This window comes from Streptomyces spinosus (assembly GCF_020400655.1).
Classification (GTDB): Bacteria; Actinomycetota; Actinomycetes; order Streptomycetales; family Streptomycetaceae; genus Streptomyces; species Streptomyces argyrophylli.
Window position 1 is genome coordinate 307,613 of record NZ_JAINRC010000001.1, and the last position, 17,732, is coordinate 325,344.

Here is a 17,732-nt window from a genome sequence, read left to right on the forward strand (position 1 = left end):
ATTCCCGCCCCCCGTGACCGGCAATGACGGACAGCCGTCCGGTCTGCCTTGCGGTCGCCCCTCATCGATCATCTCCTGGAGCGTCGAAGGAGCGTTACGGATCCGGCCCTTGCCTGCACTTCCACGGACCGCGCTGGAAGGACGGCTCCACTGGACCGGCGATGCGTTCGGTCGCTGTCACGCGGGCCACCCCATGCCAACGGCATGGGCGAGCGTCGCGTCGAGAAGCTGATGGAGTCCGGCGAGGGTCGGCGCTACGGCCGTGGCGAGGAGCGCAGCGTCATCGGCGAGGGGTGACAGGATGCGGTGGTCCCGTAGTGGGTCGCCGAGGAGCAGGGGAGCCGGTGGCGGGTCGGCGTCGGGCCCATGCACGGTGGCCGCCCAGTACGGCGGGCCCGTCCCACGCGGGTGCCTTGGGGCCGTAGACCGTCTCCTGTCGGCATCACGGAGGTCATCCTCCCGTCACCCGACCCTGAGGCCGGTGCCTGAAGCGTTGTCCCACCGTTCAACGAGGGGAGCAGGCGCGGGGCGCCGCTGCGGGAGCCCGGTTGACGACGGCATTGGCGTTCGGGCGTGTGGGCGATTTAGGCTGCGTCGGTTCGTGCCGTTCACGGCGGCAGCCCATCGACGGAGAGGCAAGCCGACAATGCAGCAGGCATCGGCCACCGACCCGGCTCCCGGGCGCCGCCCCGAGCTGGTCCCCGACCCGGATGCGGAGACGGCCCGGATGGCGGCGGTGCGCCGCTACGACATCCTCGACACTCCGCCCGACGGGGCGTTCGACCGGGTGGCGGCGATGGCCGCCCGGCTCTTCGATGTGCCGGTGGCGACCGTCACCATTGTGGACACCGACCGCATCTGGTTCAAGGCCGCCCACGGCCTGGAGGGTGTCGCGGAGATCGGTCGTGATCCGGGCCTGTGCGGTTCGGCGATCCTGCGCGATGACGCGATGGTCATCCCCGACACTCTCCTCGATCCCATAGCCGTGGACAATCCGCTGGTCGCTGGGGAGATGGGGGTGCGCTTCTACGCCGCCGCACCGATCATCACCCCCGACGGGCACAAGCTGGGCACGGTCAACGTCCTCGACACCCGGCCGCGCTCGATCACCGAGGAGGACACGGCCACTCTTGCCGATCTCGCCGCGATCGTGCTGGACGAGATGGAGCTGCGGCTGTCGGCGCTGCGCGCCCTGCGCGACGAGCAGGCTCGCCGGGAGGCGGAGAGGCAGCACGCCGAGGCGGAACGGGCGCGGGCGGAGGCGGAACGGGCGGCGCGGGAGAAGGCGGAGCAGGACAAGGCCGTCATCGCCGCGTTCGCCTCCACTCTCCAGCGCACCCTGCTGCCCCCGGCCCTTCCCGTGGTGCCGGGCCTGGAACTCGCCTGCCACTACCGCACCGCCTCCGCCCACGACGTGGGCGGCGACTTCTACGACGTCTTCCCACTGGACGGCGACCGGTGGGCGTTCGTCCTCGGTGACGTGTGCGGCAAAGGCCCCGAGGCGGCGACCGTCACCGCCCTGGCCCGCCACACCCTGCGTACCGCGGCTCAGATCGACGCCGCCCCCGTCACCGTGCTGAGCGCGCTCAACACCATGCTGCTCACCGACGTCACCGCCGGCCGCCGCTTCTGCACCGTGGTCTTCGGCCTCCTGGAGCCCCGGGAGGCCGGCGGCTTCACCGTCACCGTCGCCACCGGTGGCCACCCGCCGGCCTACCACGTGCGCCCCGACGACAGCGGCGCCGTCTGGGTGCGGGCCGTACGCCCCAAGGGCGGGATGCTCGTCGGCGCCTTTCCGCAGGCGCCCTTCGCCCGGACCACGTTCTCCCTGACGGCCGGGGAAAGCCTGTTCCTCTACACCGACGGGCTGATCGAAGCCCGCACCACCGAGGGCGCCATGCTCGGTGACGACGGCCTGACCGGCTTCCTCCACCAGCGCACCGGGCCCGTCACCGCCACCTCCCTGGTCGAGGACAGCATCACCCTGCTGGCCTCGCTGCCCGACGGAGCCGGCGACGACGTGGCCCTGCTGGCCCTGTCCGTCCCCTACCCTCACACCATGCCCGACGGCAGTGTCGCTGCCACCGCCCACACCGCCGCCGCGCCCGAACACTTCGGCCAGGAGTGATGACCGACGTGACCGACACGCTGTACCTGACCGTCCAGCACCCCCGTCCCGGCCTCGCGATCGCCACGGTCGCCGGGGACGTGGACACGCGCACCGCGGAAACCCTGCGCCGCGACGCCTCGATGATCATCGAGCGAGGGCGCCCGCACCTGGTTCTGGACCTGTCACAGGTCGGCTTCTGCGACTCCGCCGGTCTGAGCGCGCTCATCGGTCTCTGGCACGCCGCCCAGGCGGTGGGCGGTGCGATCAGACTTGCCGCCGTCCCCGACCGCCTGATGCGGATGCTCGTCCTCACCGGTGTCGACGCGATCCTGCCGGTTCATGCCACCACGAGCGAAGCAGTCACCACCATGATCGCCGACGAGCCCACCAGCGCAGGGCCGCAGGGCTCCGTCGACCGTATGAGCACCGCCGGCGGGGCGGGTGCGCCGGCCGAAGGGGAACACACGGCCTGCGACAGCGCTCGTACCCCTCCGCGAACCTGAGCTGATCGCGCGGACGCGCCACGACGGGGCATCTGCACCAGCGATCGAGCCCGGCGCTCCTACCGCAGTACTCCCTCGCCGGCTGTCCGGTCCCCCGTGTGCCGCGGCGGCCCAAGAGCGATAGGCAGCATCGGCGCCTTGGACACGCAGCCGGCGTTCTTCTTCCTTACCAATCATTTCGGAATGAGATCGGCTCACAGGCTGGGCAGTGGGACTGGTGGACGGCAAAGTTCTGCGAGTGTCGGATGATGCCTGTGCTGTGGACGAAATCGGCCCTGATGCCCTCGGGCGGGGTTGCCGGCCGGCCACCGACGCGTAGCAGGATCGGGGGGCTTGCGAATGCGCCCCGTGGGAGGGGGCGCGTTCAGGAGTCGAGGCTGAGTTCCGCCCAGACCGTTTTGCCGGGGTGGCGTGGGATGACGCCCCAGCGTACGGCGAGTCGTTCGAGGAGCTGCATGCCGAAGCCGCCGGGCTCGGTGTTCGCAGTGGCGCGGATGCGGGGCTGGCGGTCGATGTCATCGCTGACCGCGAGGCGCAGCAGTCGCCCGTTCCAGGTGAGCCGGATGACGGGAGGGCCGACGCCGTGACGGATGGCGTTGGTGATCAGCTCCGAGACAAGCAGCTCGGCGGTCTGGATCACCGGGTGCCGACGCAGCGACTCGCCGAAACCTTCCACACAGTCGCGGACCCAGTGCCGAGCGACCGCGATGCTCGCCGTGACGGCGGGAAAACGCGACTCGCAGGATGGGGTGATCACTTCGCCTCTCATGAGCTTCCTCCAGCGTGCGTGGCGCCGCCGCCGGCAGGTGCGGTGCGCAGCCGGTGGCAGCCATCTGTCGGGTTGCCTGCGCCTGCCCTGGTGAACCATCTGTGTCGGCAGGGGGACCGTCGGATTCTGTGAAGGGTCATCCGCCGAGAGACGGCCGGGTACAGGGACGGCGACGCGGATCGGGACGATCGGGAATCGGCCAGGGGCTACCCTTGATGCCCGTGGTCCCGGTACTCGTCCCTGGCCCCCACTTGAGGTATCGAGGTGTGCTCAGCGTGCAGGACGTCCGGATCGACCTGTCGGCCTTCGGTCTCAGTGAGGTAGCCCGGTGTACTGCCCACTTGCGGACGTCCGTCGCGCGTGTGCCCTCCCAGGACACGGCGGCACAAGCGATCGCCGACTTCTTCTACGACAGTCTGGTCGACGGGCGGGCCGGACGCGCCTGTGCTGCGGTAGGCGTCTTCCTTGACGGGCCCCGGGAGGCCGCCACCGCGGCTGAGCGTCCACGACGGCATATGTTTCTGGCTGGATTCCGCGGACCGTGCGCCCGCTCGCCCGGCGCGGAGGGTGCCGGCCCGACGGACGTGCCCGCGCTGTCGCCCGACACCTTCGAGAAGGCGCCGTCGGTGTACCGGCTGGTCGAACGCCTGAGAGTCACGGCCGAGGACGTGAACGGCGCAGTACCTCCCGTGAGGGACGTCGACGTCGTGCACCTGCCCGGCAGCCAGGTGGACCGGCTGGAGGAACTTCTCCCGGGGCAGGATGTCCGTTCCACACTCGTCTTCGGGGGAACCCTGGCGCCGGGCGAGCGGTTCGCGGTGGTGCTGTTCTCCCGGGTTGCGTTGTCCGCCGAGGTCGCCACGCTGTTCCGCACTGTCACCGGCAGCACGCGCCTGGCACTGCTGTCCGCCGGGCATCCGTCGCCCACCGTGGAGGCGGACGCGGCCCGTTCCGTCCTGGAGAGCATGGAGCAATTGGTCGACCAGAGGGCCGGGCACCTGCAGACGGTGGTGGCGCAGCTGCGCTCGGCCACGACGGAGCTGCGACGATCTCAGAAGGAGCTGGAGCGGCGGGAACACGAACTCCGCGAGGAGGCGGCGATCGTCGAGCTGCTGCAGGAGGTCGGCAGCCTCCTGGCGGCGGAACTCGACCTCGACGCGCTGGTCCAGCACGCGGTCGACGCCGCCACCCGCCTGGCCGGGGCGGCGTTCGGCGCCTTCTTCTACAACGTCCTGGGCGAGACAGGAGAGTCGTACCTGCTCTACGTGATCTCCGGCGTCAACCGGTCGGCCTTCGACAAGTTCCCCATGCCGCGCAACACACGGGTGTTCGAGCAGACCTTCCGGGGCCTCAGCGTGGTGCGGTCCGACGACATCACGCAGGACCCGCGGTACGGGCACAACGCACCGCACCACGGGATGCCGGAAGGGCACCTGCCGGTGCGGAGCTACCTGGCCGTTCCGGTGATGTCCCGTGGGACCGTGCTCGGCGGGTTCTTCTTCGGCCATCCCGAGCGGGGGATCTTCAAGGAGCGACACGAGCGCCTGATCACCGGTGTCGCCGCGCAGACCGCCGTGGCGCTGCAGAACGCGCAGACGTACCGCCAGGAACGGGAGGCGGCCACAGAACTGCAACGCCATTTGCTGCCGACGCTGCCACGCGTCGACGGGGTGGCCAGTACGTGGCGATACCTGCCCGCCGCGCGGGATCGCGGTGCCGGCGGTGACTGGGTGGACCTCATACCGCTCCCGGACGGCGAAGTGGCGCTGGTCGTCGGTGACGTGATGGGCAAGGGCGTCAGGGCAGCGGCGGTCATGGGCCAGATCCGCACCGCCTGCCGTGCCTACGCGCAGCTCGGTCTCGCCCCCGCCGACGTGCTGGAGCAGCTGAGCGTCCTGGTGGACGACATCGCCCCCGGCTCCATCGCCACCTGCGTCTACGCGGTGCTCGACACACACCGGGACCGGCTGCGCGCCGCCGTCGCGGGGCACCTGCCACCGGCCCGGCGCGACCAGGAAGGCACCGTCACGTTCATGGACGAGCAGGTCGGACCGCCCCTGGGCGTGGGCAGGCACCGCTACACGGAGCAGGAGGTCCCGCTGCCGCCCGGAGCACGGTTGCTGCTGTACACGGACGGCCTGGTCGAACGCCGCGGGCGCCCCATCGACGACGGCCTGCGGCAGTTGCGGGAGCTGTTGGCCGGGCCTGTGGGCGAGATCGAGGCGGACTGCGACTCGTGGCTGGACGCCCTGGCCGGCGGGCAGCACGACGACGACATCGCCCTGCTGTACCTGCACCGGCCGGAGGACGTGTCGCACCAGGTGGTGACGGTCGTACGGGACTACGCCCCGGTCTCCAGCGCCGTCCCCGACGCCCGCGACCTGGTGGCCGACGTCATGCGCCAGTGGGGCCTGCGGCATCTGGCGAACGACATGATGCTCATCGCGGATGAAATGGTCGCCAACGCCGTCCGCCACGCCAGGACACCGCTGCGCGTCGAGCTGCGGCGAGCCGGTGAACGCATCGTCCTGGAGGTCACTGACAGCAGCCCTGAGGAGCCACGTCTCATCGTGTCCCAACCCGGCGAGTTCGGGCACCGGGGCATATTCCTGATCGACGCCATCGCCACACGATGGGGCACCCGCTGGATCGACGGAGGGAAAGTGGTGTGGGCGGAGATCAAGACCTCGTGACGACTCACCCCGGCCGATTCCTGGGCCGGCACAGGAACAACCAGCCGACCCGCCCGCCCCGGACACGGAAGAGACGCCCTCGATGACCTCCGCCCCCGGCCCCGGGGCTGGCAAGCCCTCCGACAGCTCGCCACCGGTCGGCTCCCGGAGTCTGGTCCCGCCCGGCCCGACGCTGAGCCTCGCTTCGCACCGCGGTCCACAACACACGGTCGTCGCCGTCGACGGCCCCATCGACTACCACAGCGCGCCCCAGCTGCTGGGACATCTCACCACCACCGAGATCCAGAATGTGCCCCTGCTGATCCTCGACCTGACCCGCGTGGACTTCTGCGACTCCAGCGCTCTGGGAGCCTTCGTCGACATCCACCGCCGCCGTGCGGCCGCAGGGCACCGGTTCGCGTTGATCGGTATACAAGCCGAGGTCAGACGCATCCTCGAGCTCACCCGTCTCGCGTCCGTGCTGCCGCTGCACGATACGGCCGAGGACGTCCTCTCCGAAGACTGACTCCCCATCCGCCGGCGAGGAATGAAGGTTGCCGCCCAGCCGAGGGGCACGGCCGACAAAGGGGGTTGCCGCAGGTCGTCAGCATGCCGTGCGCCCGGCGCCTGACCTCCTCAGTGGGCAGCGGTGGCCGGCAGGTCCGACTCCTCCGGACGCCGCGCCGGAGCCGTCGGCACGGCGAGCACCATGGTGAGTCCACCGCCGGGCGTGTCCTCGGCGCGCAAGGCGCCGCCGGTGGCCTCGGTAAAGCCGCGGACGACCGCGAGGCCGAGTCCGACCTCGTTGGCGCGCGGGCCGCCGAACCGGAAAGAGGCCCCCGCAGGGGGCCTCTTTCCGGTTCGGGGAGGTCAGTGCTTGAAAGCGTCCTTGGCCTTTTCCTTGGCTTCGCGGGCGTCTCCGGTGCTCTTCTCCGCCTGACCCTCGGCGGCCATACGGTCGTTTCCGACGGCGCCTCCCAGAGCCTCCTTGGCCTTACCCTTGGCCTGCTCGGTCTTCGCCTTAGCCTTCTCGTTGGCAGTCACAGAACAACGCCTCCTCGCAGCTTGGGGACCGCAGTCGCGGTAACCGGCTCGTGCCCCTGCTTCCCCTTGATAAACAAGGTGCTGATCTCGAAAAAAGGGAAATCCTGGCCAAGCACTTTGCCGATGTCTTGCTATGCCGAATGGCCGCCGGCCGAGGACCGCGCACCACCACGTTCCAGGAGAACCCAAGGGGTACGGTGCCGCGGCTGGAGCTGCGGCGCACCCACTCCGGATCCCCCGCCGGTCGCTTTTGCAGGGGCTTGAAATCGAACGGACGCCCCTATAACGGGGGGACGCCGGGCGCGGTCCTGACCAGGTTGAAGACCTCGCGGGCGGCACATCGCCTGGGGCCTCGGCTGATCTCGCGGCTCGCCAAGCGCTTGGCCGGCTTGTGGAGCCGGGCGACCTCCACCGGCCCATCGCCCGGCTTGGCCCGGACACGCGCCCGCCCGCTCGGCACCGCCCGGACCGCGTTCCCGGCATCGAGCGGGTCCGGCTCGCCGCACCGGCGGCACGGCTCGAACGCGAGCGACCGCAGCCGGCCTGTCAGCCGCCCCGTGCTGAAGCGGCGGCGCTGCCCGGACCGCTGCCTCGCATGCACTGCCCGGCGGGCGCGCGGCGTCTTCGGCTGCTTCGATGGGGAAGGACGAAGGGAAGACACTCACCGTCGGCTTGGGCTGGCTGCCGGCCGTGCTGCCGGGCACGATCACAGTGGTCGGCGGCGGGGCCATCCGGGGCCTGCTTCCGGCTCGCACGCCTTCCATCCTCGGTGGCACCCCGTTGTACGCGACCGTCGCGGTGCCGGTGAGCGTGGTGAGGATTGTCTGCAGCCGGCTCGGCGCACCCACCGTAGGTGTCCTGGCCGGAATCGCGGTCGGCATCGCGTTGCGGCTGGCCGCGCTCCACTGGGGCTGGATGCTGCCGGGCAGCCGCGACTGGCGGCCGGGGCCGGCCAAGGGCCGGGGGCCCTGACATGAACCGGCGCCGGGACCACCGGCCGAGAGTGAGGAGTGCACGGCCATGACGGTCAAGGACTCCGCGGATGCCGTGCTGGCCGGGCTCGGTGCCGTCCGGTCCGAGCTCGAAGAGGTCTACAAGGACTTGCACGTCCACCCCGAGTTGGGACATCACGAGCACCGCACCGCGGCCGGTGTGGCGGACCGCCTGCGGAACTGCGGCTACCGGGTGCACGAGGGGATCGGCGGCACCGGTGTGGTCGGTGTGCTGGCCAACGGCGGGGGGCCGACCGTTCTGCTGCGGGCCGACATGGACGCCCTGCCGGTCCGTGAGGAGACCGGTCTGCCCTACGCCGGCACGGCCGAAACCACGGACGCCTCCGGCCGGCGGGTGCCCGTGGCGCATGCCTGCGGTCACGATATGCACGTCACCTGCCTGCTGGGAGCGGCACAGCTCATGGCCGCCGCGCCGGAGGCTTGGCAGGGCACCCTGGTGGCCTTGTTCCAGCCGGCTGAAGAGCTCGGGGACGGCGCCGAGCGGATGCTCACCGACGGGCTGACCGACCGTGTTCCGCGCCCGGACGCAGCCTTCGCCCAGCATGTGCTTCCCCATCCTGCCGGGCAGGTCGGCACACGCGCCGGTGCCTTCCTCTCCGCGGCGGACAACCTGGAGATCACTGTCTATGGCCGGGGCGCCCACGGCTCGGCACCGCAGGCCGCCATCGACCCCGTGGTGATCGCCTCGATGATCGTCGTCCGCCTCCAGACGATCGTCGCGCGCGAGCTGGCCGCCACCCAGCCGGCCGTGGTCACGGTGGGCTCCGTCCAGGCGGGCACGAGCGGCAACGTGATTCCGGAGTCGGCCGAACTGCTGGTGAACGTGCGCACGTACGACGACGAGACCCGGCAGACCGTCCTGGCCGCCCTGCGGCGCATCGTCCATGCCGAGTGCGACGCATCCGGGGCGACCCGCGCCCCGCGGATCGAGGAGGGCACCCGCTTTCCGCCGACCGTCAACGACGACGTGGTGACCCGCGAGGTCTCCGACGCTTTCACCGCGGTGTTCGGGGAGCGCGCGGTCACCGTCGAGGTGCAGAGCGCCAGCGAGGACTTCAGCCGGATCCCGGACGCCTTCGGCACCCCGTACACCTACTGGGCCCTGGGCTGCGTCGATCCGGACGCCTACCAGGCAGCCCGGCAACGCGGCACCGTGGCCCAGGAGATCGCGGTCAACCACAGCCCCCGCTTCGCACCGGTCCTGCAGCCCACCCTGGACACCGGCGTCCAGGCCCTGGTCACGGCCGCACTCACCCAACTCGGGAAACCGGACCGCACGAGCCGATGAGCCTTCCGGCGCCGGTGCGCGACGTCCACATGCTGCTGGACGGCACCCGCGGCGGAGGCCCAACCCGCCGCAGCAGCAGGCGCGCCGGCTGCGTCCAGCGGGTCGGTGCGCTGACGCTTGGCGGTCCGACGCCGGATGCCGGTGCGTCGGGTCATGGTGAGGCCGGTCCTCCCTTCAGGTCACGGGGTTGAGCAAGCCGTCGAAGGCGTGCGGGAGTTGCCTCCAGTGGTCCCTGCCCGCCGCGTACTCGTCGTCGGTGAGCAGGCACGAGTCGAGCAGGCCCGAGAGGCCGTCGCGGTCCAGGCCGGGCGAGGTGAAGGTGGACGGCACCATACATGGGTTTGGTTTTCATTTTCATCTGACGCTAGTGTGCTGCCGCATCCACCCCGAGGAGGAACAGCCATGTCCGCCCACTGCCAACTCACCGGCCGGCAGCCCGGCTTCGGGCACCACATCTCCCGCTCGCACCGGCGGAGCAAGCGCCGTTTCGACCCCAACGTCCAGAGCAAGCGCTACTGGCTGCCGAGCGAAGGCCGCCACGTCCGGCTCACGCTCTCGGCCAAGGGCATCAAGACGGTCGACACGATCGGCATCGAGGCCGCGGTGGCCCGCATCCGCGCCCGTGGAGGGAAGGTCTGATGGCGAAGAAGAGCAAGATCGCGAAGAATGAGCAGCGGCGGCTCGTCGTGGCCCGGTACGCCGCGCGCCGCGCCGCGTTGAAGGCGATCACCGCGTTCCCCGGAAGCTCCGACGAGGACCGCGCCGCCGCCCGGCGGGAACTGCCCCGGCAGCCTCGCGACGCCAGCGCCACCCGCCTGCGCAATCGCGACTCCGTGGACGGACGGCCCCGCGGCTGCCTGCGTACCTTCGGCCTGTCCCGCATCCGCGTACGCGAGATGGCCCACGCGGGCGAGCTCCCTGGCGTGACCAAAAGCAGTTGGTAACCCGGCACGCCAGGGGCGCCCAGCGGGCGCGCCGGCGACGCGGCCCGCGTCCGTACCCAGTTCCGAACGCGCCTACCGCCGCTTCGAAGACCAGGCTCGCAGCGGCGTGCAGGCTGGAGATGCTGGCCAGGTCCGACCGGGGCCGGCGGCCCGGGATGGCTCCCGGGCCGCCGGCCCCTGTGGGCCGTGCGAACCCGTCACCGCCTCGCTACCAGGCCCTTGAGCGCGATGTTGAGCTCCAGGACGTTGACCCGGGGCTCGCCCATGAAGCCGAGGGTGCGGCCCTGGGTGTGGTCCTCGACCAGCTTCTCCACCTGGGCGGTGGGCAGTCCGTTCCTCTCGGCGACCCGGTGCACCTGGAGTTCGGCGTAGGCCGGGGAGATCGCAGGGTCCAGGCCGGAGCCGGAGGAGGTCACCGCGTCCGCCGGAACGTCCGACGGCTTGACCGTGTATCCGGGCACGGAGTTGTCCTTGACCACGGCGGCCTTGGCGTCCTGTACCTGCTTGAGGAGCACCTTGCTGTCGGCGGCGAGGTTGGTGGCGCCGGACAGGATCAGCTTGTACCGCGTGTTGACGCTGTTGCCGCCGAGTCCGTTGGCGGGGCGGCCCTGGAACCACTTCAGGTCCGGCTCCGGGGTCTGCTGCCCCTTCTTCAGCGGCAGGTTGTACGACTGCCCGATCAGGGACGAGCCGACGACCTTGCCGTCCGCCTTGATCTCGGAGCCGTTCGCCTTGTCGCTGAACAGCCCCTGGGCGATGCCGGTCACGACCAGCGGGTAGATGACGCCCGTCACCAGGGTCAGCGCGAGGAGGGCGCGCAGGCCCGCTCCGAGCAACCGGACGGTGTTGGTCACTGAGTTGTTCATGGCGATCAGCCGATTCCGGGGATGAGGGAGATGAGCAGGTCGATGAGCTTGATGCCGACGAACGGGGCGATCAGGCCGCCGAGGCCGTAGATCCCGAGGTTGCGGCGCAGCATCTTGTCCGCGCTCATCGGCCGGTACCGCACGCCCTTCAGGGACAGGGGCACCAGCGCGATGATGATCAGCGCGTTGAAGACGACGGCCGAGAGGATCGCGGAGTCGGGCGAGGACAGCCGCATGATGTTCAGCTTGTCCAGGCCGGGGTAGACCGCCGCGAACAGCGCGGGGATGATCGCGAAGTACTTCGCGACGTCGTTGGCGATGGAGAACGTCGTCAGCGCGCCGCGGGTGATGAGGAGTTGTTTGCCGATCTCGACGATCTCGATGAGCTTGGTCGGGTTGGAGTCGAGGTCGACCATGTTGCCGGCCTCCTTGGCGGCCGACGTACCGGTGTTCATGGCCACGCCGACGTCCGCCTGCGCCAGCGCGGGCGCGTCGTTGGTGCCGTCGCCGGTCATCGCGACCAGCTTGCCGCCGGCCTGCTCCCGCTTGATGAGGGCCATCTTGTCCTCGGGAGTGGCCTCGGCGAGGAAGTCGTCGACGCCCGCCTCCTCGGCGATCGCCTTGGCGGTCAGCGGGTTGTCACCCGTGATCATGACGGTCTTGATGCCCATGCGGCGCAGTTCCTCGAACCGCTCGCGCATGCCGTCCTTGACGACGTCCTTCAGGTGGATGACGCCGAGGACGCGGGCGCCCCGCTCGTCGTCGACCGCGACGAGCAGCGGGGTGCCTCCCGCCTCGGAGATGCGGTCGGCGATCACGTCGGCGTCCGCAGCTACCGTGCCGCCGTGCCCCTTCACCCAGGCGATGACCGAGGCGGTGGCGCCCTTGCGGATCCTGCGACCGTCCACATCCACACCCGACATGCGCGTCTGGGCGGTGAAGGCGATCCATTCGGCGTGCGCCAGCTCGCCCTGGTGGCGTTCGCGCAGTCCGTACCTCTCCTTCGCCAGCACGACGATGGAGCGGCCCTCGGGCGTCTCGTCCGCCAGCGACGACAGCTGGGCCGCGTCGGCCACCTCCGCCTCCGTGGTGCCGGTCACCGGAACGAACCCGGCGGCCTGACGGTTGCCGAGCGTGATGGTGCCGGTCTTGTCCAGCAGCAGGGTGGAGACGTCACCGGCGGCCTCGACCGCACGCCCGGACATGGCCAGTACGTTGCGCTGGACGAGGCGGTCCATGCCCGCGATGCCGATCGCGGAGAGCAGCGCGCCGATGGTGGTCGGGATCAGACAGACCAGCAGGGCGACCAGCACGACCAACGTCAGGTGGGTGCCCGCGTAGTCGGCGAACGGCGGCAGTGTGGCGCACGCGAGCAGGAAGACGATCGTCAGTGACGCCAGGAGGATGTTGAGGGCGATCTCGTTGGGCGTCTTCTGCCGGGCGGCGCCCTCGACCAGATTGATCATCCGGTCGATGAAGGTCTCGCCGGGCTTCGTCGTGATCTTGATGACGATGCGGTCGGAGAGGACCTTCGTGCCGCCGGTCACCGCGCTGCGGTCGCCGCCGGACTCGCGGATGACCGGAGCGGACTCACCGGTGATCGCCGACTCGTCCACCGAGGCGACGCCCTCGATCACGTCACCGTCACCGGGAATGATGTCGCCGGCCTCGCAGACCACCAGATCGCCGATCGTCAGCGCGGTGCCCGGGACCTGCTCCTCGAAGCCGTTCACCAGGCGGCGGGCGACGGTGTCGGTCTTCGCCTTGCGCAGGGTGTCGGCCTGCGCCTTGCCGCGGCCCTCGGCGACCGCCTCCGCCAGATTGGCGAAGACCACGGTCAGCCAGAGCCAGGCGCTGATCGTCCAGCCGAACCAGTCGCCCGCGTGCTGGAAGGAGAAGACGGTGGTCAGCACGGAACCGATCCACACCACGAACATCACCGGGGACTTGGCCATCACCCGGGGGTCGAGCTTACGGAGGGCCTCCGGCAGTGACCTGAGAAGCTGCTTGGGGTCGAAGAGGCCCGCTCCGACACGGCTTTCGGCGGGCTTGTGCCCGGTCGGCGCGTCCCGGTGGGGCGCAAGGGTGGGAGTGGACATGGAGTCCTCGTGCTTGTGGGTGTCGGTGCTCATGACGCCAGCCCCTCGGCCAGCGGGCCCAGCGCGAGGGCCGGGAAGTACGTGAGACCGGTGATGATCAGGATCGCGCCGACCAGCAGGCTGGTGAACAGCGGTTTCTCGGTGCGCAGGGTGCCCGCGGTGACCGGCACCGGCTTCTGTCCGGCGAGGGAGCCGGCCAGCGCCAGGACGAAGACCATGGGCAGGAAGCGGCCGAACAGCATGGCGAGCCCGGTCATGGTGTTGTACCAGTCGGTGTTCGCGTTCAGGCCGGCGAAGGCCGAGCCGTTGTTGTTGGCCGCGGAGGTGAACGCGTACAACACCTCGGAGAAGCCGTGCGCGCCGGTGTTGAGCATGGAGTGCGGCGGGGTCGGCAGTGCCATCGACGCGGCCGTGAACACCAGCACCAGGGCGGGGGTGATCAGGATGTAGCAGGCGGCGAGCTTCATCTCCCGGCCGCCGATCTTCTTGCCCAGATACTCGGGGGTGCGTCCCACCATCAGGCCGGCGATGAACACCGCGATCACGGCCATGATCAGGATGCCGTAGAGGCCGGAACCGGTACCACCGGGCGCGATCTCGCCCAGCATCATGCTCAGCATCGTGATGCCGCCGCCGAGCCCGGTGAAGGAGGAGTGGAAGGAGTCCACCGCACCGGTCGACGTCAGCGTCGTGGAGACGGCGAAGATCGAGGAGCCGCCGATACCGAAGCGGACCTCCTTGCCCTCCATCGCCCCGCCCGCGGCCTGCAGCGCCGCTCCGTGGTGGGCGAACTCCGTCCACATCATCAGGGCGACGAAGCCCAGCCAGATGGTGAACATCGTCGCGAGGATCGCGTAGCCCTGCTTCACACTGCCGACCATCACACCGAACGTGCGGGTCAGCGAGAACGGGATGACGAGGATCAGGAAGATCTCGAGGAGGTTGGTGAAAGGCGTCGGGTTCTCGAACGGGTAAGCGGAGTTGGCGTTGAAGTAGCCGCCGCCGTTCGTGCCCAGCTCCTTGATGGCCTCCTGGGAGGCGACCGCGCCGCCGTTCCACTGCTGCGAGCCGCCCATGAACTGGCCGACCTCGTGGATGCCGGAGAAGTTCTGGATCGCACCACACGCCACCAGGATCACGGCGGCGACCGCGGCGCCCGGCACCAGGATCCGCAGCGTGCCGCGCACCAGGTCGGCCCAGAAGTTGCCCAGCTCACCGGTGCGCATGGAGGTCCCCCCGTGCGAGCGAAGCCGAGCGTGGGGGCGGGCGAAGCCACGCACCAGCGCCACGGCGACGGCCATGCCCACGGCCGCCGAGACGAAGTTCTGCACGGCCAGCCCGGCGGTCTGCACGACGTGACCCATGGTCTGCTCGCCGTAGTACGACTGCCAGTTGGTGTTCGTCACGAACGACACGGCTGTGTTGAACGACTGCGCGGGGTTGACCGACGAGAAGTGCATCGAGCCGGGCAGCAGGCCCTGCAGCCGCTGCAGCAGGTAGAGGAAGAGGACACTGACGGCCGAGAAGGCCAGCACACCGCGCAGGTACGCGGGCCAGGTCATCTCGGTGTCAGGGTCGGCACCGATGGCCTTGTAGATCCACTTCTCGACGCGCAGGTGCTTGCGCGAGTCGTAGACCTTGGCCATGTAGGTGCCGACGGGAACGTAGGCGAGTGCCAACGCGCCGATCAGGGCGAGCAACTGGAGCACGCCGGCGAGTGCGGGACTCATGTCTGTTCTCAGAACCTCTCCGGAAAGATCAGGGCGAGGACGAGATAGCCCAGCAGGGCGACGGCCACGATCAGGCCGACGATGTTTTCGACGCTCACAGCTTCGTCACCCCCTTGGCGACGAGGGCCACCAGCACGAAACCGGCGAGCACGGTGACCACGAAGGCCAGATCGGCCATCGCTGACTCCTGGAGTGAGGTTCGGTTCAACGGACGTTTAGAGGAAAGCGCCTCTCCGGCCTGATCCGGTCGCTCGTTGACGGCCCTCATACGGCCGTCGCGGTGCCTTTGACGCGACTCTTACGGCCACCCGCCCCGTACCGGTCGACAGGCAGGTGTGACAGCCGGTGACCTGGGTCACAGCCGGAAGCGAAGCCGGCCGATCACCGCGTCCGTCTCCCGCCGCACGGCGTGCGCCACGACCGCGCCCCGCTGGTTTTGCAGCAGCCGCTGCCACAGCCGCTCCGGCTCCGCCTCCGGAATCGGCACGGTGACCCGGGTGCCGGGTTCGGCCGCGGCCACCTCACGGACGTACGCGGCGATGAGGCGGCCCAGTCTGCGCCGCTCGCACGCCGGCCGCACCAGCTCCACCCCCGGGTCCCACTGCGCCCAGGCGCGCTCCAGGGCGTGCAGCTGGGCCCGGTCCCCGGGTTCCGGGTAGCACACGGTCACCGCGCGGACGTCCGCCCCGCGGGCGGCACGGCGCCGCCCCCCGTCGAGCATCCGGTAGGTCTTGCCGACCCCCGGGGCTGCCCCGACGTAGACCTTCAGCCGTCCGGGCCGTACGCCACTCATCGCTGCCGACGCGCTCGCTCAGTGGATCAACTTCCCCCTTCGCGAGGGGGCTGCTTCAAGGAAGCTCTTCCGGGGGCTGTCCGGGGCGCGTCTCAGCGCTTCCTTGGCGTCGATCCCGGTGACCTTGACACTGTCTTGGCGTGACCTGGCCCGATAGGGTGAAGGCGGTGTGCCGGGAAGTCTGGTCGGCAGGGGAGCCGGGGTGGCTCCCTTCTCAGCCCAGGGAGACGGCATGCGGAGCGTCGGCACGGTACTCGCGTTGGTCGTCCTGGCCACCGTGGTGGCGACCTTCGCCCGCCGCTGGCGCATCCCCGCCCCCTCCCTGCTGGTCGTCGCCGGCCTCGCGGTGGCGCTGCTGCCGGGCACCCCCCAGATCGAGATCAACCCCCAGATCATCGGCCTCGTCGTGCTCCCGCCGCTGCTGTACGCGAGCGCCGAGGACATGCCCTGGCGGGAGCTGCGCGCGGTGTGGAAACCGGTCGGGATCCTCGCGATAGGGCTGGTCCTCGCGTCGGCCGCGGCCGTCGCCGCGGTGGCCGCCCTGGTCACCCCGCTGTCCTGGCAGATGGCGTTCGTGCTGGGCGCGGTACTGGCCAGCACCGACCCGGTGGCCGTGACCGCGCTCGGCCGCAGGCTCGCCCTGCCGCCGAAGGTGCAGGTCCTCGTACAGGCGGAGAGCCTTTTCAACGACGCCACCTCGCTGGTGCTGGTCCGGGTCGCGGCAGGCATCGCGGTCGCCTCGACGGCGGCGAACTGGGGAGCGGCGGGCGGCCGGTTCCTGGTGCTGGCCGGCGGCGGCACGGTGATCGGGGCGGCGGTGGCCGGAGTGATCATGCTGATCCGGCGCCGCACCGAGGACCCGGTTCTGGAGACGGTGATCGCGCTGGTCACCCCCTACGCCTCCTACCTCCTCGCGGAGGCCGCGCACACCTCCGGGGTGACGTCCTGCGTGGTGGCCGGGGTGATCCTCGGCGGCCGGGGCGACCGGCTCACCAACGCCCGCATCAGGCTCCAGCTGCACGCCGTCTACGGCACGGTGGTGTTCCTGCTGGAGAGCGTGGTCTTCTCGCTGATCGGGCTGGCGCTGCCCGGCGAGGTGCGGGCCCTGGCCGGCGACCGGGCCTGGCCGCTGTACGCACTCGCCGTCGCCGCGACCCTCATCACCGTTCGCCTTCTGTGGATCGCGCCGCTGTCGGCGGTCGTCCAGCGCAGGGGCGGCTTCCACCGCATGAACTGGCGGGTGCCGATGGTGCTGACCTGGGCCGGGACGCGCGGGGTGATGCCGCTGGCAGCCGCCCTGTCGATCCCCGAGCTCGCCAGGAATGGCACCCCTCTCACCGACCGACCGCTGGTCCTGGTCCTGACCACCTCGGTCGTGGTCGTCACCCTCGTCGGACAGGGCTTCACCCTCGCTCCGGTCGTCCGCGCCTCAGGCATCGCCCTCGAGCCCGCCCACACCGAACGCGAGGAGACAGAGGCCCGCTCCCACCTGGCCCACGCCGGCCTGGCGCGCCTGGAGGAACTCGCCGAACTGGAGGCCGTACCGGACATCGTCCTCGACCGGCTGCGACGCGGACTGAACGCCCGGCTGGAGGACGCCCGCGACCGCCTCGCCGAGAGCGACGGCACCGCCGCAGCCACCGACTCGGCCGACCTCGTCTACCGCCGGCTGCGCCGCGACCTGATCGCCGTGGAGACGTCGGAGCTGCAGAACCTGTACGACACCCACCGCATCAGCGACACCACCCGCCGCCGCCTCCAGCGGTCCCTGGACCTGGAAGAGACACGACTGGCGGACGGCTGAGGGGAACTGGCCGGTCCGTTCCGAGCGGATCCGGCCGGCGCCGGTGCTCGCCCTGCTCGCGATCACGTGCGGACGTCGGGGACGTCGCGCGGCTGAT

General features: G+C 70.4%; 16 protein-coding genes and 2 pseudogenes. 9 read left to right on the forward strand and 9 right to left on the reverse strand.

Going from position 1 to position 17,732, the window contains the following annotated elements; translation table 11 throughout:
* Positions 1 to 646: 646 nt before the first annotated feature.
* Together LG395_RS01290 and LG395_RS01295 are read left to right on the forward strand one after the other, a co-directional pair.
* On the forward strand, positions 647 to 2,128 hold the full coding sequence (locus LG395_RS01290; protein ID WP_225808104.1) for a PP2C family protein-serine/threonine phosphatase: 1,482 nt from the start codon (positions 647 to 649) through the stop codon (positions 2,126 to 2,128).
* Positions 2,128 to 2,613 (forward strand): STAS domain-containing protein, encoded by a 486-nt coding sequence (locus tag LG395_RS01295; protein WP_225808105.1) that lies wholly within the window; start codon positions 2,128 to 2,130, stop codon positions 2,611 to 2,613. The genes LG395_RS01290 and LG395_RS01295 overlap by 1 nt, the downstream gene beginning before the upstream one ends.
* A gap of 364 nt (positions 2,614 to 2,977) precedes the next feature.
* Here the strand turns inward: LG395_RS01295 and LG395_RS01300 are convergent, their stop codons facing one another.
* Positions 2,978 to 3,382, reverse strand: coding sequence for an ATP-binding protein (locus tag LG395_RS01300; RefSeq protein ID WP_225808106.1), 405 nt, complete (start codon positions 3,380 to 3,382; stop codon positions 2,978 to 2,980).
* A 584-nt stretch (positions 3,383 to 3,966) separates the two neighbouring features.
* Between LG395_RS01300 and LG395_RS01305 the strand changes: the two genes are divergently transcribed.
* Both LG395_RS01305 and LG395_RS01310 read left to right on the forward strand, forming a co-directional pair.
* Entirely contained in the window at positions 3,967 to 6,075 is a 2,109-nt protein-coding gene (locus LG395_RS01305; RefSeq protein ID WP_225808107.1) for an ATP-binding SpoIIE family protein phosphatase, read from the forward strand.
* 82 nt (positions 6,076 to 6,157) lie between these two features.
* A complete protein-coding gene (locus LG395_RS01310) occupies positions 6,158 to 6,580 on the forward strand; it encodes an STAS domain-containing protein (RefSeq protein ID WP_225808108.1) in 423 nt (140 codons plus the stop codon).
* A 110-nt stretch (positions 6,581 to 6,690) separates the two neighbouring features.
* Here the strand turns inward: LG395_RS01310 and LG395_RS01315 are convergent.
* Positions 6,691 to 6,882 (reverse strand): annotated as a pseudogene (locus LG395_RS01315) (sensor protein KdpD); the annotation flags it as partial.
* Positions 6,883 to 6,924: 42 nt separating this feature from the next.
* Positions 6,925 to 7,098, reverse strand: coding sequence for a CsbD family protein (locus tag LG395_RS01320; RefSeq protein ID WP_171151391.1), 174 nt, complete (start codon positions 7,096 to 7,098; stop codon positions 6,925 to 6,927).
* Positions 7,099 to 7,734: 636 nt separating this feature from the next.
* Here LG395_RS01320 and LG395_RS01325 point away from each other — a divergent pair.
* A complete protein-coding gene (locus LG395_RS01325; RefSeq protein ID WP_225808109.1) occupies positions 7,735 to 8,070 on the forward strand; it encodes a TRIC cation channel family protein in 336 nt (111 codons plus the stop codon).
* A 48-nt stretch (positions 8,071 to 8,118) separates the two neighbouring features.
* Positions 8,119 to 9,399 carry an amidohydrolase gene (locus LG395_RS01330; RefSeq protein WP_225808110.1) on the forward strand — a complete coding sequence of 427 codons (1,281 nt, stop codon included), beginning with the start codon at positions 8,119 to 8,121 and terminating at the stop codon, positions 9,397 to 9,399.
* A gap of 174 nt (positions 9,400 to 9,573) precedes the next feature.
* Here the strand turns inward: LG395_RS01330 and LG395_RS01335 are convergent.
* A pseudogene (locus LG395_RS01335) lies at positions 9,574 to 9,720 on the reverse strand (cobalamin biosynthesis protein CobW); the annotation flags it as partial.
* A gap of 81 nt (positions 9,721 to 9,801) precedes the next feature.
* Here LG395_RS01335 and rpmB point away from each other — a divergent pair.
* Positions 9,802 to 10,038: a 50S ribosomal protein L28 gene (gene rpmB, locus LG395_RS01340; protein ID WP_225808111.1), complete on the forward strand. Its 237-nt coding sequence runs from the start codon at positions 9,802 to 9,804 to the stop codon at positions 10,036 to 10,038.
* Positions 10,038 to 10,343, forward strand: a complete 306-nt coding sequence (gene rpsN / locus LG395_RS01345; RefSeq protein ID WP_225808112.1) for a 30S ribosomal protein S14 — start codon at positions 10,038 to 10,040, stop codon at positions 10,341 to 10,343. The genes rpmB and rpsN overlap by 1 nt, the downstream gene beginning before the upstream one ends.
* A gap of 197 nt (positions 10,344 to 10,540) precedes the next feature.
* Here the strand turns inward: rpsN and LG395_RS01350 are convergent, their stop codons facing one another.
* From LG395_RS01350 to LG395_RS01370, 5 genes are all read right to left on the reverse strand, one after another.
* On the reverse strand, positions 10,541 to 11,209 hold the full coding sequence (locus LG395_RS01350; RefSeq protein ID WP_225808113.1) for a potassium-transporting ATPase subunit C: 669 nt from the start codon (positions 11,207 to 11,209) through the stop codon (positions 10,541 to 10,543).
* Positions 11,210 to 11,214: 5 nt separating this feature from the next.
* Positions 11,215 to 13,341: a potassium-transporting ATPase subunit KdpB gene (gene kdpB, locus LG395_RS01355; RefSeq protein ID WP_225808114.1), complete on the reverse strand. Its 2,127-nt coding sequence runs from the start codon at positions 13,339 to 13,341 to the stop codon at positions 11,215 to 11,217.
* Positions 13,338 to 15,038: a potassium-transporting ATPase subunit KdpA gene (kdpA, locus tag LG395_RS01360; RefSeq protein ID WP_225808115.1), complete on the reverse strand. Its 1,701-nt coding sequence runs from the start codon at positions 15,036 to 15,038 to the stop codon at positions 13,338 to 13,340. Before kdpA ends, kdpB begins: the two co-directional genes overlap by 4 nt.
* Before the next feature lie 8 nt (positions 15,039 to 15,046).
* Complete coding sequence (gene kdpF, locus LG395_RS01365) at positions 15,047 to 15,136, reverse strand: K(+)-transporting ATPase subunit F (RefSeq protein ID WP_171151403.1); 90 nt, start codon at positions 15,134 to 15,136, stop codon at positions 15,047 to 15,049.
* Between the two features lie 257 nt (positions 15,137 to 15,393).
* Complete coding sequence (locus tag LG395_RS01370; RefSeq protein WP_225808116.1) at positions 15,394 to 15,831, reverse strand: hypothetical protein; 438 nt, start codon at positions 15,829 to 15,831, stop codon at positions 15,394 to 15,396.
* 232 nt (positions 15,832 to 16,063) lie between these two features.
* Here LG395_RS01370 and LG395_RS01375 point away from each other — a divergent pair, with 232 nt between their 5' ends.
* Positions 16,064 to 17,635 carry a Na+/H+ antiporter gene (locus LG395_RS01375; RefSeq protein WP_225808117.1) on the forward strand — a complete coding sequence of 524 codons (1,572 nt, stop codon included), beginning with the start codon at positions 16,064 to 16,066 and terminating at the stop codon, positions 17,633 to 17,635.
* The last annotated feature ends 97 nt before the right edge of the window (positions 17,636 to 17,732 follow it).

What these genes read in the sequence shown, in the direction of transcription:
- LG395_RS01290 (WP_225808104.1), top strand. Translation starts at nt 647, where the DNA reads ATGCAGCAGGCATCGGCCACCGACCCGGCTCCCGGGCGCCGCCCCGAG.
- LG395_RS01295 (WP_225808105.1), top strand. Translation starts at nt 2,128, where the DNA reads ATGACCGACGTGACCGACACGCTGTACCTGACCGTCCAGCACCCCCGT.
- LG395_RS01300 (WP_225808106.1), bottom strand. Translation starts at nt 3,382, where the DNA reads ATGAGAGGCGAAGTGATCACCCCATCCTGCGAGTCGCGTTTTCCCGCC.
- LG395_RS01310 (WP_225808108.1), top strand. Translation starts at nt 6,158, where the DNA reads ATGACCTCCGCCCCCGGCCCCGGGGCTGGCAAGCCCTCCGACAGCTCG.
- LG395_RS01325 (WP_225808109.1), top strand. Translation starts at nt 7,735, where the DNA reads ATGGGGAAGGACGAAGGGAAGACACTCACCGTCGGCTTGGGCTGGCTG.
- LG395_RS01330 (WP_225808110.1), top strand. Translation starts at nt 8,119, where the DNA reads ATGACGGTCAAGGACTCCGCGGATGCCGTGCTGGCCGGGCTCGGTGCC.
- rpmB (WP_225808111.1), top strand. Translation starts at nt 9,802, where the DNA reads ATGTCCGCCCACTGCCAACTCACCGGCCGGCAGCCCGGCTTCGGGCAC.
- rpsN (WP_225808112.1), top strand. Translation starts at nt 10,038, where the DNA reads ATGGCGAAGAAGAGCAAGATCGCGAAGAATGAGCAGCGGCGGCTCGTC.
- LG395_RS01350 (WP_225808113.1), bottom strand. Translation starts at nt 11,209, where the DNA reads ATGAACAACTCAGTGACCAACACCGTCCGGTTGCTCGGAGCGGGCCTG.
- kdpB (WP_225808114.1), bottom strand. Translation starts at nt 13,341, where the DNA reads ATGAGCACCGACACCCACAAGCACGAGGACTCCATGTCCACTCCCACC.
- kdpA (WP_225808115.1), bottom strand. Translation starts at nt 15,038, where the DNA reads ATGAGTCCCGCACTCGCCGGCGTGCTCCAGTTGCTCGCCCTGATCGGC.
- LG395_RS01370 (WP_225808116.1), bottom strand. Translation starts at nt 15,831, where the DNA reads ATGAGTGGCGTACGGCCCGGACGGCTGAAGGTCTACGTCGGGGCAGCC.
- LG395_RS01375 (WP_225808117.1), top strand. Translation starts at nt 16,064, where the DNA reads ATGCGGAGCGTCGGCACGGTACTCGCGTTGGTCGTCCTGGCCACCGTG.